This window comes from Rothia sp. HSID18067 (assembly GCF_003989445.1).
In the GTDB taxonomy this organism is placed as follows: Bacteria; Actinomycetota; Actinomycetes; order Actinomycetales; family Micrococcaceae; genus Rothia; species Rothia aeria.
In genome coordinates this window covers 816,058-832,921 of record NZ_RBMF01000002.1, presented here as the reverse complement: position 1 = coordinate 832,921, position 16,864 = coordinate 816,058, and the positions used below count along the sequence as shown (strand labels likewise).

Below are 16,864 nucleotides of genomic sequence, written 5' to 3'. Positions count from 1 at the left end.
ACACACCCACAACAGGCACGCAGAAGCCCCCCAGACAGTCATCATTCAGAGCCAACCACAACATCAACAGCACCCCTTCAGGGCCCCTCGCCGCGGCGACTCATACAACTATACACACCCCCCACACGACACGCAAATCCACATACCATGAACTACACCACATATAACAGCTACAGTCTGGGAGCCCTGGTGTACCCGCGTCAGCACGGTCGTTTACCCGCACATAAAGCGCCAGTGCTATCCCTCGTACTGCGGGGGCGCATCGCTAAAGGCCATATTGGCAAACCGCGAATACTTACCGCTAAACGCCAACGGAATCGTGCGGGTCGGACCGCCACGGTGCTTAGCGATCATCATATCCGCCTCACCCACGCGATCAGTATCGGGGTTATACATATCCTCACGATGCAGCAGAATCACCATGTCTGCATCCTGCTCAATTGACCCCGACTCGCGCAAATCAGAGATCATGGGGCGTTTATCGGTACGCTGCTCCGACCCACGGTTCAGCTGAGACAACGCAATCACCGGAACCTCAAGCTCCTTCGCCAAGAGTTTGAGACTACGAGAAAACTCCGACACCTCCTGCTGACGCGACTCAACCTTCTTTCCCGAGCTCATCAGCTGCAAATAATCCAGCACCACCATCTTCAGCTCATGGCGCTGCTTCAGACGGCGGCACTTCGCCCGGATCTCCATCAGAGTCATATTTGGAGAATCATCAATAAACAGAGGCGCACCATTAATCTTGCCCTGCAAATTCGCCAGCTGGGTCCACCCGTCCTGGTCAAGATCACCCTTCTTCAGTCGCGACATCGAAATAGTTCCCTCAGCCGAGAGGATACGCATCGCAAGTTCAGTGCGGCTCATCTCCAGCGAGAAAAATACGGTGCACTGGTTATGGTGAATCGCTGCAGACCGCGCAAAATCAAGAGCCAACGTAGACTTGCCCACACCCGGGCGGGCCGCAATCACAATCATCTGCCCCGGATGCAAACCACCGGTGAGCTCATCAAACTCAATAAAATCCGTGGGAACCCCATACACCCCGTCGGGGCGGTTAGCGTTCGCGTCAATCTCATTCACGGTCGCCTCAAGCGCCTCAGAAAACGTCACATAGTCTTCGGCAGTATTACCATCAGAAACCGCATACACCTCAGCCTGCGCCTTATCAACAAGCGCATCGACCTCGCCATCGCTCGAATACCCCAGCTGTGCGATCCTTGTGCCCGCCTCAACCAGGCGACGCATAATCGCGTGCTCCTTCACAATATCCGCGTAATACTGAGCGTTTGCTGCGGTAGGGACGGCGGCGATCAACGTATGCAGGTAGGTGGCCCCACCCACACGAGTCAGTTCCCCACGCTTCTTCAACTCGTCAGAGACAGTAATCGCATCAGCAGGCATACCATGCCCATACAGCGAAATCACCGCCTCATAGATAATCTCGTGGGCTGGCTTATAAAAATCGGTGGACCGCAGGGTCTCCACCACATCCGCAATAGCGTCCTTCGAAAGCATCATGCCACCCAGCACAGACTGCTCCGCCACATCATCATGCGGTAGGGTGCGGGAACCATAATCAACGGGTGTTTCAGACACGTCTCTCCCTGAACATTGAGGACAACCTTCTGCCTCTTGACGGTTACGCGCCAAGCGCCAGCTCACTCAAACAGTGTACGAGAGAGTACGCTCAAGATGCACCTTACACTCAAAGACCCTGAACCTGGGTGCGGTAGAAATCAAGCAAACGATGGGTGCCGGTCGTCTCTCCCACACAATCATGCGTTAAGCCCCACAGCATAAACGATAAAGTATCGGCCACGCGCGGTTTGATAAGTCCGATCCCCTTCACTGCACCATCTGCTAACCGGGGCGGAATAACCGTGATCTTCGTGGGGCGCCCCACCGCCTCAAAAGCGTACTGCGCAACCTCGCGCCATGAGAGGACCTCGGGACCACCAATATCGTAGGAACCCTCCTGGCTAGATTCCACCTTATCAAGGCAGTATGCGGCAACATCCGCCCCATGAATGGGGTTTACCTGCCCCTGCGGCCGCAGCAGATACACCCGGCCACGGCGCGCCATCTGCACTATAGAGCTCATATCCGAGAACTACCCGCTTGGGCTCACCACCTGATGCGCCAGCGGCGACTGGATCAGCGCCATCGCACACCCCTGCCGCCCAGGAACGGTCGGTTACATCACCAACCGCCCATTCATCTACCATGTTCGTCAGCGATGGTGCGCCCCACGCCCCAGCACTCTCGGCCCGAGCCTTATCGCGCACCACGGCACGCACCCGATGCCCGCGACGATGTGCCTGCTCCACAATATGGCGCCCCGCATAGCCCGATGCTCCAACAACCACAATATTCATCGTTTCACCTCGCTGTGTGTTCTGTGCATAAAGTTTCGCTGTTTTACAGGGGATGACGATTTCTCAGATAGTCCTCAATCACGCCGACGGCGCAAGCTGGGCCGTCCATGCCGCGCATTGCCTCGCCAAGCTGCCGTGCCTTGGCACGCATGGCCTCGTCTGAGAGCAAACGGTTCAGGATGCCGCGCATCTGGCCTCGGTGCACATCATGTTTTGTAAAGCGCAGGGCGTTGCCGTACTGCACACATTCCTCAATATTCCAGCGCTGTTCGGCCTGCATGGCGATACCCGCGAACGGTACCCCCGCCAGACACGCAGTCTGTACGGTTCCTTCACCACCGTGCGTGATTGAGGCATCAATGTGCCCGGCGAGCAGATGAGCCGGAACAGTTCCCGCGCGGTGGATATTATGACCCAGCGAACGCGCATCCACATCCGATAACAGCATCCCACCGCCGACCAGCACATCCACCGGTGCTGAGGAAAGCTGCCGAAGCACCGCCGCCAGGATGTGCGCAGACCCGGACGAGCCCATCCCCACGTAGATCAGTGGTCGCTTTTTAGGTTCCCGAACAATCGGCGGAAGCCCGCCGGGGGCACGGTAGAAGATCGGCCCCACGCTGACATCCGGTGCCATTAACAGGTCGCCGCGCAGCTCGGTAAAAAGAGAACAGATAAGGTTTACGTCGGCGCTGAGCATATCGACGGTACGGCGCGGCAGTTTCAGCCCGTACTCACGCGCCACGGCTGTAAACGACGCCGGTTTATAAGAAATTACCTGCGCCAAGGCACGCACCCACCCCGGTGCCGCAGCCCTCTCCCTCTCGGGGGCAGCCGAAAAATAGGTGGTGGAGTATGCGTAAGGGCGCGCATAGAATAGCGGTACCCCTGCCACACGCGCGGAGATGAGCATCGTCAGGTTCGAACCAATCACCACAGCATCCGCATTAAAGGTACGAATGGCCACAAGTTCAGCGGCAACTCTGCGGCGCACCTTCTCTGTAGTGAAAGGATGCCGCACTCCCCTGCCCTGATCCAGCGCCATGAGCTGATCCGCTTCGGCCTCAGACATGAGAGGTTCGCTCAGGCACACCGGCAGTTGGGCGTCCTCTATAAGTTTCAGGTGTCGGGGTGAATAGACGTGGAAAAGAACCTCATGTCCGTGTTGTACGGCGGCGCGCGCTATTTCGATCCCCCTGGTGGTCTCGCCCATATTGAAGCTTTCAGGCGAGAAGAGGATACGGCTCATCGTCCCACCTCCCGTCATAACCTATAGTTCGCCGCACCGCAGCAGGCACGCACTGATGCAGTAAATATGAGGGTGAAGCCGGGCCCGCCTTTACCGTAGTGAGTATTTGAAGGCTCCCAGGCCCCACCATATGTGTGTGAATCTTGCGGAGAGGAAAGACCGCAAGCCTCACTTTTATTTCTTACGCAGAATCAGCCCAATAGCGCCCATGTGGTCGGCGTGGCGGCGGAATACGCTGCGCATCCCCAGCACACGTTCGCGAATCTGCGGTTTGCGGGCAAGGTTAAACATAATCTTGGCAACCCCACCAATACCTTCGTCGGCGATCATGCGTTTGGGCTCTAGCAGCGCCATCTCGGTCTGGTACACATCCAGCACCTCAAATCCGGCTTCTTCTGCAATTCGTGTCCATTCCGCAACAGTCAGCGGGCGGGCGTTCACGCGAATGCTTCGTGCCAAGTCCTTCTGAATTTCTTCCTGCACTTCGGGACGCAGGTAGTCGGGGGTTAGCGACAGCTCGTGAATGGCGTAGTAGCCGCCGGTGCGGAGGATGCGGGCGGCCTCCTGCATAATCTCAAGCTTGTGCTTATCGGTCTGCATGGTCAGCATGGCCTCACCCACCACCACGTCGTAGCTGGCATCGGGCAGCCCGGTCTCCTGGGCCCCGGCGTTCACGACCGTGTAGTTGGGGTTATCACCAATGCGTCCACGCACGATCTCGGCCGCTTTGGGGTCAAGATCTACGCCGGTGTAGGTCTTGGGTTGGCGTTTAATGATTTCGGCGGCGGTAATCCCCAAGCCGGGGGCGAACTCAACCACGTCAATCTGTCCACCGAGTGCGCGTCGTAATAGCCAGTTAGTGGTTTCGCGTCCCCCAGGGCGCAGCACTTTCTTGCCAAGCTGCGCAAGAAGCCAGTGTCCAGCGGCTTTTTCAGCGGGACGATCAGTACCGGGAACATTCGGGGTTTTGGACACAGCGTTTCTCCTTAAAGCTTTTATTTCGCATTAAATACGCAATATTTATATGACTTTATTCTACACCTGTCATCGTATCCTATGGGCCACACGTTATCCGCAGACGATCTCCCCTCTTGCCCTTGCGTCTTACGGCAGGGAACAGCATGTTAAAAAGTTTGGACGGCGCCCAAAGGTACCGCCCAAACTAATCACACACATACATACGAAAATCAGAGCCACTTCCGCAAGGAAATTCCAACTTTCAGTTAGTCCTCTCGAACTAACTATTACAACTATGGGTTACAGCCCTTTATTCCCCGTTAGCCAGAGCTGAATAAAAACTGTGAATCAGAGAGTTAGCGGTGCACCTACTTTATCCGCAGGTGAGTGGGACGATAAAGCGTACAGTCACCGGATATATGGGTATTTCAGGGAGACTTTGAACTAGAACTGAAAATATCAAAAAGTTGAAAATTATTCATAAGGATGTGATTTTTATGCACAACCAACAAAGGCCCCCTGAGCCTCACCTAAAAACTAATACTATTCATAAAGATGTATATATCACCACTTCCGGTGTTCTCTTCAACGCACCGAAACCTTCAGCACACTGAGAAGTCTTCATGGTGCTGACATACAAGGCTGTGCGACTCATTTACCCCACCACCGTATCCGCGGCAGGAACTCACAATCCCGGCGTTGTGCATACCGGTGCTTTACTCAGTATTTTCCCCAGAAAATAGCGGCCAGAGCTCTTCGTAAAGTGTTAAAAGAAAATTGGCGAGACCGCCATGGTCTCGCCAATTTCTTTTCCGATATAGCGGTTCAGCATTCCCGCTATAACGAAACACACACATTCACATCGCAGTCCTCTCGAACCAACACTTAATAGTAAACACTAGCAACCTTGGCAGACCATGAGGTTTTTCTGAAAAAATGCTGTGAACCGGCCCGGCGGTTGCTGAGAAATATAAACCGTCAAATCGTTAGCTGTTCTGCGAAGTAAGAATAAACCCTAAAGTGAGAGGGTTAATAACGATCGACACCAGCGCCAAAATAATATTGACAATACGGTACCTGGCAAATTTAAAAAACCCGACCATGGCACAGATAAAGGCGATACTGGCCGTAATAATCCCCAGCACATTTGCCACCAGGAAAAGTGCAAGAGCCGTCTCAAAAGAGCCGATTGGTGCCCACGAAAGCACTAGCAGGCAAACAGTGGCAACCTCCAGAAACACGGTGGTCATAAGCAGCTGGGTGCTAGGGAACAGTTTTTTATGGACGCGCGTCTTCGTTTCAGGCATAGTTCTAGGGTATATGAAATCCTCACCATTCAAGCCAACCACGGGCGAAGCCGCACCCCGTGCGGGTACATAAACTGGTTGCCGCGACCCGTGATAAAACACCGGGTACGCGGCAACCAGTGAGGCACATGCAGCACAGAGGACTCCATAGTACTAGCTCGGGAATACTTCGTATTTACCCGTCGGAGAGTTTAAAGCGTATCCAGCCCGCCAGCAGCGGAACAATACCCCACAAGCTAAGAATCAGGCACCGCACCTCATAACTGGGGTCACCCTTAATCTTGTCCTTGTGGTAGATCATCACATCGTTACTGAGTGAAGACGGCAAATACTTCATCGCGTCATCTACCCAGTCCTGGCCCGTTACCTTAAAGATGCCCAACACGATACTCGCCACAAAGAGGATGGCAGCCACCAGTACGATAGCCCCAGCGCTATTACGCAAAAGCGCACCAAAGCCAAAACCCATCCAGGCCAGTACCACCAGGTAGAAGCCAAGCATCAGGCTAATACGCAGCACCCCGGTATCCATCGAAACACGCAACTTTTCCGTAAGCATCATCTGCCCTAAGAAGAACGCAACAATGCCACCCAGCGTACCAACCAGAAAAGCCACAACAGAGGCCACGAGCGCTTTAGTAAAATACAGTAGAGATCGGCGTGGCACCGTCAGCTGAGTAATCTGGATGGAGCCAGTAGCGTACTCGGTAGCGATAAAAACAGTCGCCATTGAGGAGAGGATAATACCCGCCAGTGATGCACCCACAACCCCAATAGAGTACGAAGACTCCTTAATCTGGTTCACAACCTCAGAGCCGCTCACCACCTCACCGTTTACGATTTGCCGGCCAGCGTGCTCCTCATAATCCGCCAGCTGCAGGTTCAACATGGGAGCCAGAAGCATCGTAAGGCCCAGAAGAACAACGATGGTTACCACAAACAGAATCTGCTGTGACCGCAAGGAACGCATTTTCAGCCACTCCGAACGGGCAACCCCGATAGGCGATAAATTCTTAGCCACCGGGGCGGTCTTTGCTGTACTCATGGGTATTATTCCCTCCCTATATTCTCGGCGCCATTACCGTTTGCGGGCGCAGACGACCACGGAGTGTTCGCTGGGGCTTGCGTGTATTGGGGTTGCTGCTGAACGAATTGTTGCCCCATCTCCGGGGCGGTGTACGGGGCTTGCGGTGCCCCACCAGTGGGATCCATAGCAACGGGCTGCTGACTGTTCACCGGTCCGGAACCAGCAACAGCAGTTGATGCATACTCCACCTCAGAACGAGTAATCTCAAGGTACACATCCTCAAGGCTTGCCTCTTGCGGGGCGAGAGTGTACAGCAGAATATGCTCATTAAAGGCCAGCTCTGCTAGGGCGCGCGCATCCGCGCTCACCAGCAGCCCGTCGGTATCGACGGGAGTATGCTGAATGGAATGGTGGTTTAGCAACTGCGCGTACCGTTCCCGCTCGTCGGTGCGCACCAATACACGGTGCCCTCCCACCCGGGAAAGCAGCTCACTCAACGAAGTGTGCTCCAAAAGGCGACCGCGGCCAATAATAATAAGGTCATCGGCAGTCTGCGCCATCTCACTCATCAGGTGCGAAGAAATCAGTACCGCCCGACCCTCAGAAGCCAGGTGCTTAGCAAGCTGACGCACCCACACCACGCCTTCCGGGTCAAGACCGTTCACGGGCTCATCCAAAATAACATTGTGCGGATTGCCCAGCAGTGCCACCGCTATTCCCAGACGCTGCCCCATACCGAGAGAGAATCCGCCCACTTTGCGTTTAGCGACCGCGTTCAAGCCGGTCATTTCAATTACCTCGTGCACGCGAGCGAGCGGAATATTGTGCGTGTACGCGATAGAACGTAAATGGTTGTATGCGCTGCGGCCGGGATGGGTTTTCCCTTCCAGAAGCGCACCCACAGAACCTAGCGGGGATTTAAGGGAAGTATATTGCGAACCATCCACCAGCGCCGTACCGGCAGTGGGGCGGTCAAGCCCCACAATCATGCGCATCGTTGTGGATTTACCGGCTCCGTTTGGCCCCAGAAACCCGGTGACTTTACCGTCGGGAACCGTGAAGGAAACATCATTAACGGCAGTCTTTTCGCCGTACCTCTTGCTGAGGTTTTGAACTTGTAGCATGCGCCACCTGCCTTCCGCAGAGTCAACTATGAAAACCTGCACTTTAAGTCTAGGGTTTATAGAAGAAGATGTGTAGGATTTACTGACCCTTTAACAGCTGCAGAGACTCTCTCCCACAGGCCTGCTCGCAACGCAGCTTTTGCTATGTTTCACGTGAAACATCGGAGAAATATCCTGATAAATCAACTTTTTAACGTTGAGGAAAAGGGTTAGTAATTGAGTAGCGGTGAACCACTCGGCGCCATAACACGGCACGAACCGCTACGAGAACAATGAAACAGCTCAGCGAACCCTCAATCCCGAAGGAGCCACCAGTTATTAGCCAATTTCCCTGCTCTGTGTGCAGCGTCAAAAGGTGGACAGGTTGAGTGGTTCCGCTAACCGCCCCGCCCAGGATAATACCCAATGTAAAATTCCAGGCCGCATGTACAGCACTCACCAACCACACATTTGCACTCAGCCAGTACAGCGATGCCAGTACCGTACCCGCTAGAAACAGGTTAATAAAAGCAATAATGCTAAACCCCGCATTGAAGATATGAGCCGCCGAGAAAAGTACAGAATTCACCAGAATACCTGCCACCATGCCCCATCGAGAACTCATGATATTTAGCAGATATCCCCGAAAAACAATCTCTTCAGATAGTCCTTGTACGGCATACGCAAGAGCGCCTAAGAGAATGGGGGCAGCAGAAGATACGCCGCCCCATGAGAGATGAGCGGCTCCCAACAGGATCAGCCCGGCTAATACCACTGCAATAAGTCCTGCCCCGCACAGGGAACCAATCACCCAGGATACAAACACTTTCTTCTGCGTCAGGGCCAGGTCTTTAAGCGAGAGTTTATCCATAGTCCGCGCCCACACAAGTATCCCCGTAATGGTTAATGCGGAGGGCAACAATAATCGGGCACTGGAGAACAAAGGATAATCACCGGCGCTAGCGGAAGGGTACAGGGCGAAAAGACCCTGTGCGATCAGGGGCGAGATCACCAGACAAATAAGAAGTGCAATAAACATACTCACCCAAGGATTCACCCTCAGGCGGTAGAATGATGAGTATTTTTCGGAGTGTTTCACAAAAAACACCGTCCTTACTATTTCCGTGTCACACGGTGATACGGAGAGCTTCCGCTCACCGTTGTTCCTCAGCCTAACACTGAAACCAGTGTGCGGGGACGTCAGTGGATTACTGACTTCAGAAAAGACCGCCTGCACACCAATGCCTATTCGGTTCTTTTGGGGTGGTGTACCGGTACAGGCGGCGCTATTGTTGTATGAAGCAGGCAAGAAAGTTAGGGTACTCATGGGCGGTGGTTCTAGCGCCTCATCAAGGCGGCAGACAGGTTCACAATGGGGTAAACGTATTCTCGGTGGAATGGCTCTCACCACCGCTGCATACCTGGGAGTTCAAGGCATACGATGCTACCGGGCGGTACACAAGGCCGCAGCCAAACTAGCATCATATCCGATACAGGTGGCACATCTTAACTACGGCGAGATGGCATACCTCAATATTCCACCTGCAACTACTTGCGCGAACACGTCTGCGCCGATTATCCTCTCCCTTCACGGACTTTACGGAGGATACGACCAAGCCGCTGAAAATGTGAAGGATTTCTCTAAACCCTACAGGATTATCGCCCCATCACGTTTCGGCTATCCAGGCAGCAGTATCTCCAAAAACGGAACTCCGAAGGAACAGGCCGCCGCACTTCTTGAACTTCTAGATACTTTAAATATTGAAAAAGTCTATGTTCTGGGAGCCTCAGCCGGAGGAACACCCGCTATTCGCTTCGCCCTTGATGACCCAGAACGTGCCTCAGGCCTTATTCTTCTCAGCTCCGCCCCTGTCTGGGATAAAAAGCCACAAAAGCTGCCCGGGCGCATGGGGCCTGCCTCTGTAGTAAACCGCAACTACCTAATGTGGTTGCTGTCCCCCTTCTTTCAACTGATCTTTGGGCTGCCTTCAAACACTATTTATGGGATGCTCCCACTACGTGAACGGCAGGCAGGAATAGATATTGATGCCACGATCACGAATCCAGATATGGCGGTACATTATGAACATTACCCTGTTGAGACGCTAAAACCACCCGTTCTTCTTCTCCACGCAAAAGATGATCGGGTTGTTTCTTTCGCTCCCCCACAGGGGCAGGTACAGGCGTCTCTGCACCGATACCCAAATCTCACCACGGTCCTCTTTGACACAGGTGGTCATATGATTCAGGGACATCCCGGGAAGGTGCGACACGCCATTACTCAATTCATCCGCGAAACATCGTAATGGTGAGGATGTTTCACGTGAAACATTCACCCACAACCTATGGCAGGCACTCATCACAGGTGTTTTACCGGGATTTTAGTTGACGGACCGCTTATTAAGGTACGAGTGGTTACAATAGACTATGGATGTCTTCACCGCAGCGCAGCAGAAAAGTTTCGACGACTTCATGACCGTCTATCGTAGCGGAGACGAACATTCTCACTACGGAGGACACTCACTTCTCTTCTATGCGCTCGCTAATTCCAATAGCGAATCTCGCTACCGTATAGCTACTTTTCTGCTTAATCAGCATGCCGACCTTGGTGACGTAGATAGTCATAAAAACAATCTTTTACATATTCTTTTTCGTGGTTTTAACCAGGAACATCATGTTGCAGAAGATATCGAATTGGCGCAACGCCTCATCGACCGGGGAGTGGATGCAGCAGCTCCCAATAGGGCCGGAACAGTTCCATTGATGCACGTCCTGGCCGCCAAAGATTTTAAACCCCAAGACCATGAGCCCCTCATAGATCTGTGGCTGGAGCAACCACACCCCGGACTCAAGCATTATTCAACCGAATACGGCGGTACCGCTTTAGATATTGCGCTACGTAGACCCTACTGGCTTGATACCGCAAGTCGTATTAAGGGGCGCCTCATGTTCGATGACGGTTTGGTAGCTACCGTGTCACCGCATCCTGTGCTAGCCCGACTGGTGTTTATACTGACAGATGCGGGCATTGGTGTAACCATTAAAAATAGGGTCTTATCTATTGGCCGCGAACAAAATGTGCGTAGTGTACTGTTCTGGAGTCAGGACGAGCTGTGGCATGTGGGGTATCACAGTACCCGGTTCACCGATGGGCACACTGAGAACCTAAAAATTGCTACGCTCTCCACCCCGGATATTGAGGTGGCCTTGCGCTGGCTTATCTGCCGCACCGCTAACCAGTACCGCACTCGCTCAAAACGCTGTTGGGCGCAGCTGCTCCCCCTACGAACGGCAGGTAGGTTTGCTTCAGGGTGGAGTGCCGAACAGGTGAGCGTGCAGGATTCCCATGCTGGCACGGTTGAAGCGCGCCTTATCCAGCCTGACGGGCTCCCGCTGCACATGCGCATGACTACCGCCCTTCCACATGCTATTGAGCTTGCGGCACTTTCCCACCTCATGGAGTTCTCTCCCCAACAGGTACTGGATGCTTATCTCGACCCTGATGGCAACCCACTGCCGGTGCATCTTCTGGAACGGGGAACCCCAGACCGGACTATGGGTGATGATTTCTACCGTTTGGTGACGGCACGAGGCAAAGCCTGGCATTACCTAGACGATGAGATACAGCCACCGGGCAGTTTCGATCGAGTCCCTCATTTCTGGTGTGAAGACGGATGCTGGCACTACGGCCATACGGAGCGCGGCGAGCTTCGCTCCCCCGATGTATCAAGCCCGCATTTCGCGGTGATACTGCGCTGGGCCGCGTACGATGTACTGAATGATGCACGTGCGGATAACGGGTGGCCGATGCTGCTCACCAACTACTGGAAACCTCAGCTAGCCCCCGGATGGGCCACACACTCTCCACAAGAACACCCCGGCTGCGTGTGCCTGATAACTCCCACCGGCTCCATTCTCAACACGGTAATTCACAGCGCAAACGAGAAAAACGCCGCAGCACTCTCCCATCTCATGAGCCTTAGCCCAACAGAGGTGATTGACTGCTTTATTCAGGAGACCGGCGGAAGGTTTCATGAACAGCTCGATCCGGGTCCATCTTCAACACCAAGCAGAACGTAATCAGTGATGTTTCACGTGAAACATTCAGTTTTTATTACGAAAATCAACCTTTATACTTTATTGGTAGGGATAAACTGGCGAACGGAGGAGCCCCATGAAGTACATGCACAAGAATAAACTTGTTCCCCCAACCAGCACCTACGGACAAGGCAATCATGCCCCACTGTGGAGGAAGCAACTGATGTATTCATTGCCTGGCTAAAGCATCGCAACCCCACACGGGAAATAGGCAACACCCCAGATAACTGGTCCATTCACCCCTACGAAAATGCGTTTACTGTCGTTCCCAGCGGCGGGCGGAGGAGCAACTACATGTACATCCTACGCGGCGATATTTGTCTTGGCTTTGCACAATCTATGGTGTCGTTTAAGACGGCTTATGCCGAGGCTCAGAACGATACTGGGGCAATATCCTGGGAGGATCAAAAGAGTTATGAGGTTCGCGGCGGCTAACCCCCTCATTGTTGAGTTCTTAGCACAAAAATAGCGATGTTTCACGTGAAACATCACTCACAAATACCGCTGTCTCAACGAACTGACAGTCATCTCGCACCGGTCAAGATCTAAACTATGGGTGGAAGCTCCTCCGAAAGGCCATAAAGCACAAAGGCAAAGGCGCCACTCCCCTCCCCCATCAAGGAAGAAGAGAAGTGACGCCTTCCGGGCCTCTTATAGAGCCCTATAAGCCTTGTTTAGGCAGCCGCTACAACATCAAGAGTAACGTTAGCGACAACATCCTGGTGCAGGCGAGCAGTCACCTGATACTCACCGGTGCGCTTAATAGCGGAACCCAAGTGGATGGTGCGCTTATCGATCGAACCAATGCCAGCAGCCTCAATAGCATCGGCAATGGCATCTGCCTTCACGGAACCGAACAGGCGGCCATCAGCACCAGCCTTGTGGGCAACAACCACCGGCTTAGCCGACAGTGCAGCAGCAAGAGCCTGTGCTTCTTCGAGGGATGCCTTAGCGCGCGCCGCACGGGCTGCACGGATGGACTCAACCTGCTTCTCGCCACCAACAGTCCAGGTGACAGCGAAACCGCGGGGAAGGAGGTAGTTACGTGCGTAACCGTTCTTCACGGTGACGATGTCGCCAGCGGCACCCAGACCGGTTACTTCCTGAGTGAGAATAATCTTAGCCATGGTACTGTACTCTCTCCTTCTTTTTAGCGGCCAGCGCCGGAGTAGGGCAGCAGTGCAACCTCGCGGGCGTTCTTAATAGCCTGAGCGATCTTGCGCTGCTCCTGAACGGTCACACCGGTCACGCGGCGGGCGCGGATCTTACCGCGGTCGGAGATGAATTTACGCAGAAGCGCGACGTCCTTGTAGTCGATAACGGTGACGTCAGCAGCCTTAAGCGGGTTCTGCTTGGGTTTGGGCTTACGGATTTCAGCCTTAGCCATCGTGGTGCTCCTTCAGTTTGGGAGCCCGCGGCGGGTAAACCGCGGGATGGATGAATAGTTTTATTGGGTGAGAAGACGAGCGATTTAGAACGGGGGTTCGTCGTCGCCTGCGGTACCCCAATCATAGTTCCCACCAGCCTGCGAGCTCCACGGATCAGCCGAAGGAGCCTGCTGTTGCTGCTGGGACTGGGCCGGTGCCGCACCAGCGGCGGGCGCGGATGCGCCGTAACCGGAATTATTGGAGTAGCCGTTGCCGCCGCCAGAGTTACTGTTGTACCCCTGCTGAGGTGCGGCATTATAACCGCCAGCCTGCTGCTGACCACCGAAGGTATTGCCACCATAATTATTGCCCTGCTGGGCTCCCCCACCGGAGTTACGGTGTGAGCGGGTGACCTGTGCGGTAGCGTAGCGCAGCGCGGGACCGATCTCATCAAGATCAAGCTCCATTGAGGTGCGGCGTTCGCCTTCTCGGGTTTCATACGAGCGGGACCGCAAACGGCCCTGAGCGATGACGCGGGTACCCTTCTTCAGGGTTTCCGCAACGTTCTCTGCGTACTCGCGCCAAATAGACGCACGCAAAAACAGTGCCTCCCCGTCTTCCCACTGGCCGCTATTACGGTTGTAGGTGCGCGGAGTGGATGCGATCGTAAAGTTAGCAACGGCCACCCCAGCGGGGGTGAAACGAAGCTCAGGATCGCTGGTGAGATTACCGATGACAGTTACAACGGTTTCGCCGGCCATGAGATGCCTCCTCGTATGGGTATCAAGTATGTTGCTTCTAGTGAAACACAAGCCCCTGACAATTTAAGGGCTGCATTCCGCCTGGAGGAACTACTTGGCGGAGATCTTCTGCTCTTCCGGGCGGATGATCTTGGTACGCATGACGGACTCGTTCAGGTTCAGAACGCGGTCAAGCTCAGCGGAGGTCTCGGGGGTTGCGGTGAAGTTAACAACCGCGTAGATGCCCTCGGACTTCTTCTGAATTTCGTATGCTAGGCGGCGTCGGCCCCAAATGTCCATATTGTCAATAGTGCCGCCAGCGTTGGTGACGATCTCAAGGAACTTAGACAGGGACGGCTCAACCGCGCGATCCTCAACCTCGGGGCTGAAGATCACCATCAGTTCGTATGCACGCATGATTAGACCCCTCCTCTGGGCTAAACGGCTATGGTATTTCCATAGCAGGAGATTCATGGTGTGCCGTGCGCGCACCCCCAGCGGAGGCAGGCGCACAGATTTGTTAACTATACACGGATTTTCCGCCTAATAACAGCCACGGTACGCAGAAACAGCAGGCTAGCGGATATAGCAGACCCCCGCATCTACATACGGAGGCGGGGGTTTATAGTACGGCTACAACGAGCCCTAGCCGAAATAGGTATTACTGCTGGACGACCTGTACTACCTGCGACGTACCGTTCATCTGATTCACGCGGTCGGGGATTAAGAAAATATCGATAATCATTAGGATGCACCACACAAGCAACGGAATTACCCCAATAATAATAAAAAGACCTAGAAACCCACCCAAAAATAGGCACAGGTACAGCACACCCAAAGCTGTCTGGTTGAGATAAAACTTGTGGATCCCCAACCCCCCTAGGAAAAACCAGAGCAGATAAGCAACGCCAGTTGATTTCACAGGCTGCATAACAACCGGGGCAACAGCAACAGGGGCGGGAGCAGCCTGCCCCTGAATCGGCTGCGACTTATCAAATGCAGAGTTGGAGGCAGGATTAAACGATGAGTTATTAAAAGGCTGGTTCTCAGACATAACGGAATCCTCTCGGTGAACACTAGTCAATAGGCATCACTACCCGAGAAATATTTTACTCGCTTACCAATACCACTAGAGAAGCACCGCTCATGCTGCACCTCACACTTAATCGTTTCCACCCTGTTGGTTACAGCCCGCTCTCCCTGCGCTCACCCCACCAGGTGAGCAGACGGCGGGTTGCTTCCTCCTCGCCCAGCTCCCCCTCATCCAGACGCAGATTCAGCAGGAACTTATACGCCTGCCCCACCACCGGGCCAGGTTTTACCCCCAATACCGCCATAATCTGCTCACCATCCAGCTCGGGACGCATCGCATCCAGCTGCTCCTGCGCAGCCAGCTCTTCAATACGCCGCTCCAAATCGTCATACGCCTGCGCCAGCAAACGCGCCATACGCTTATTGCGGGTGGTCACATCCGACCGGGACAACCGGTGCAGGCGCTGCAGCTGCTCACCCGCATCCCGCACATACCGGCGCACCGCAGAATCAGTCCAGCCAGCCTCACGGTAGCCGTAGAAACGCATATGAAGCTCAACCAGGCGCGCCACCGCACTAATAGTGTCGTTGTCAAAACGTAGGCAGCGCATGCGCTTCTTCACAAGTTTCGCGCCCACCACCTCGTGGTGCAGAAAAGACACCGACCCGTCTTTCTCAAATCTGCGGGTTTTAGGTTTACCAATATCGTGCAGAAGAGCCGCAAACCGCAGCACAAAATCAGGTTTCGGGCAGGGACCATCAGCACCGGTTTCTTTCTCAATCGCCTGCTCCATCACCTTCAGCGAATGCCCGTACACGTCCTTATGGTGGTGCGCCGGGTCGATTTCCATACGCAGCGCGGGCAGCTCTGGGAGCACATAGTCTGCAAGCCCACTGTCCACCAGCAGGTTCAGCCCAACCCGCGGGTAGTCGGCACAGATGAGTTTCACCAGCTCATCACGGACCCGCTCCGCCGAAATAATCTCAATACGCGACGCCATCTGCCGCATCGCCTCAAATACGTCTGGCGCCACCTGCAGATTAAAACGTGCCGCGAACCGTGCCGCACGCATCATCCGCAGCGGATCCTCCGAAAAAGAATCCTGAGGCGAGCGCGGGGTGCGCAGAACACCCTCCGCCAAATCCTTAGCACCGTCGAAGAGATCCACCACCTCACCCGAAGGAAGTGAAGCTGCCATTGCGTTCATCGTAAAATCACGCCGCACCAGATCGGCGCGTAAATCCGTGCCAAACTCGACCGTGGGTTTGCGGGAGTCAGAGGCGTACACCTCCGCCCGGTAGGTGGTCACCTCGTACACGGCCCCATTCTTACGGGCGCTTATAGTGCCGTACTCCTTACCGATATCCCACACGTGTTCACCCCACACTCGCAGGATCTGCTCACTTTCGGCGGGGGTGGCGTCCGTGGTCAAATCAAAATCCGTAAAATCACCGAGGGTATCACGCAACTGGTCACGCACAATACCGCCCACCAGGTACAGTTCAAAACCTGCCCGGCGGTACAGCTCACCCAGCTGCGCGGCATCCGGGAACTTCGAAAGCACATCAATTTTCTGCGACATAGTCTCTTAATCCTGCCAGA

18 protein-coding genes are annotated in these 16,864 nt (G+C 54.3%); 3 read left to right on the top strand and 15 right to left on the bottom strand.

The genetic code is table 11. The annotated features are described in order from the left end of the window. Window positions 1-237: 237 nt before the first annotated feature. The 9 genes from dnaB to D8M23_RS08720 all read right to left on the bottom strand — a co-directional run bounded on the left by dnaB (window position 238) and on the right by D8M23_RS08720 (window position 9,063). Window positions 238-1,602, bottom strand: coding sequence for a replicative DNA helicase (dnaB, locus tag D8M23_RS08755; protein ID WP_006887412.1), 1,365 nt, complete (start codon window positions 1,600-1,602; stop codon window positions 238-240). 109 nt (window positions 1,603-1,711) lie between these two features. Continuing rightward, a complete protein-coding gene (locus D8M23_RS12185; RefSeq protein WP_238693822.1) occupies window positions 1,712-2,107 on the bottom strand; it encodes a hypothetical protein in 396 nt (131 codons plus the stop codon). Further along, complete coding sequence (locus tag D8M23_RS12180) at window positions 2,001-2,381, bottom strand: NAD(P)H-binding protein (protein WP_238693821.1); 381 nt, start codon at window positions 2,379-2,381, stop codon at window positions 2,001-2,003. The genes D8M23_RS12185 and D8M23_RS12180 overlap by 107 nt, the downstream gene beginning before the upstream one ends. 43 nt (window positions 2,382-2,424) lie before the next feature. Beyond that, window positions 2,425-3,630, bottom strand: coding sequence for a glycosyltransferase (locus D8M23_RS08745; protein ID WP_126854435.1), 1,206 nt, complete (start codon window positions 3,628-3,630; stop codon window positions 2,425-2,427). A gap of 174 nt (window positions 3,631-3,804) precedes the next feature. Beyond that, a complete protein-coding gene (locus D8M23_RS08740; protein WP_126854434.1) occupies window positions 3,805-4,605 on the bottom strand; it encodes a class I SAM-dependent methyltransferase in 801 nt (266 codons plus the stop codon). Window positions 4,606-5,573: 968 nt separating this feature from the next. Then, window positions 5,574-5,894: a hypothetical protein gene (locus tag D8M23_RS08735; RefSeq protein WP_238693820.1), complete on the bottom strand. Its 321-nt coding sequence runs from the start codon at window positions 5,892-5,894 to the stop codon at window positions 5,574-5,576. 175 nt (window positions 5,895-6,069) lie between these two features. Next, window positions 6,070-6,939 carry a hypothetical protein gene (locus D8M23_RS08730; protein ID WP_126854433.1) on the bottom strand — a complete coding sequence of 290 codons (870 nt, stop codon included), beginning with the start codon at window positions 6,937-6,939 and terminating at the stop codon, window positions 6,070-6,072. Window positions 6,940-6,944: 5 nt separating this feature from the next. After that, window positions 6,945-8,045, bottom strand: coding sequence for an ATP-binding cassette domain-containing protein (locus tag D8M23_RS08725; RefSeq protein ID WP_126854432.1), 1,101 nt, complete (start codon window positions 8,043-8,045; stop codon window positions 6,945-6,947). 190 nt (window positions 8,046-8,235) lie between these two features. Continuing rightward, entirely contained in the window at window positions 8,236-9,063 is an 828-nt protein-coding gene (locus D8M23_RS08720; protein ID WP_161971665.1) for a CPBP family intramembrane glutamic endopeptidase, read from the bottom strand. 358 nt (window positions 9,064-9,421) lie between these two features. On the opposite strand from D8M23_RS08720, the gene D8M23_RS08715 reads away from it, so the two are divergent. The 3 genes from D8M23_RS08715 (at window position 9,422) to D8M23_RS08705 (ending at window position 12,557) form a co-directional block, all read left to right on the top strand. Further along, window positions 9,422-10,330 carry an alpha/beta fold hydrolase gene (locus tag D8M23_RS08715; protein WP_238693819.1) on the top strand — a complete coding sequence of 303 codons (909 nt, stop codon included), beginning with the start codon at window positions 9,422-9,424 and terminating at the stop codon, window positions 10,328-10,330. Window positions 10,331-10,451: 121 nt separating this feature from the next. Then, window positions 10,452-12,104: an ankyrin repeat domain-containing protein gene (locus D8M23_RS08710; protein ID WP_126854430.1), complete on the top strand. Its 1,653-nt coding sequence runs from the start codon at window positions 10,452-10,454 to the stop codon at window positions 12,102-12,104. A 165-nt stretch (window positions 12,105-12,269) separates the two neighbouring features. Further along, on the top strand, window positions 12,270-12,557 hold the full coding sequence (locus tag D8M23_RS08705) for a hypothetical protein (RefSeq protein WP_126854429.1): 288 nt from the start codon (window positions 12,270-12,272) through the stop codon (window positions 12,555-12,557). A gap of 239 nt (window positions 12,558-12,796) precedes the next feature. On the opposite strand, the gene rplI is transcribed toward D8M23_RS08705, so the two are convergent. The 6 genes from rplI to D8M23_RS08675 all read right to left on the bottom strand — a co-directional run bounded on the left by rplI (window position 12,797) and on the right by D8M23_RS08675 (window position 16,844). Continuing rightward, a complete protein-coding gene (gene rplI, locus D8M23_RS08700) occupies window positions 12,797-13,249 on the bottom strand; it encodes a 50S ribosomal protein L9 (RefSeq protein ID WP_006887421.1) in 453 nt (150 codons plus the stop codon). Window positions 13,250-13,272: 23 nt separating this feature from the next. Continuing rightward, complete coding sequence (rpsR, locus tag D8M23_RS08695) at window positions 13,273-13,509, bottom strand: 30S ribosomal protein S18 (RefSeq protein ID WP_004005948.1); 237 nt, start codon at window positions 13,507-13,509, stop codon at window positions 13,273-13,275. Between the two features lie 84 nt (window positions 13,510-13,593). Beyond that, window positions 13,594-14,250, bottom strand: coding sequence for a single-stranded DNA-binding protein (locus tag D8M23_RS08690; protein ID WP_006887419.1), 657 nt, complete (start codon window positions 14,248-14,250; stop codon window positions 13,594-13,596). A 90-nt stretch (window positions 14,251-14,340) separates the two neighbouring features. After that, window positions 14,341-14,646 carry a 30S ribosomal protein S6 gene (gene rpsF / locus D8M23_RS08685; RefSeq protein ID WP_006887423.1) on the bottom strand — a complete coding sequence of 102 codons (306 nt, stop codon included), beginning with the start codon at window positions 14,644-14,646 and terminating at the stop codon, window positions 14,341-14,343. A gap of 244 nt (window positions 14,647-14,890) precedes the next feature. Next, window positions 14,891-15,283 (bottom strand): TM2 domain-containing protein, encoded by a 393-nt coding sequence (locus tag D8M23_RS08680; RefSeq protein ID WP_126854428.1) that lies wholly within the window; start codon window positions 15,281-15,283, stop codon window positions 14,891-14,893. Window positions 15,284-15,413: 130 nt separating this feature from the next. Beyond that, the gene (locus D8M23_RS08675; protein ID WP_126854427.1) at window positions 15,414-16,844 is read right to left on the bottom strand and encodes a CCA tRNA nucleotidyltransferase; all 1,431 of its coding nucleotides are present in this window, start codon (window positions 16,842-16,844) and stop codon (window positions 15,414-15,416) included. Window positions 16,845-16,864: the final 20 nt, after the last annotated feature.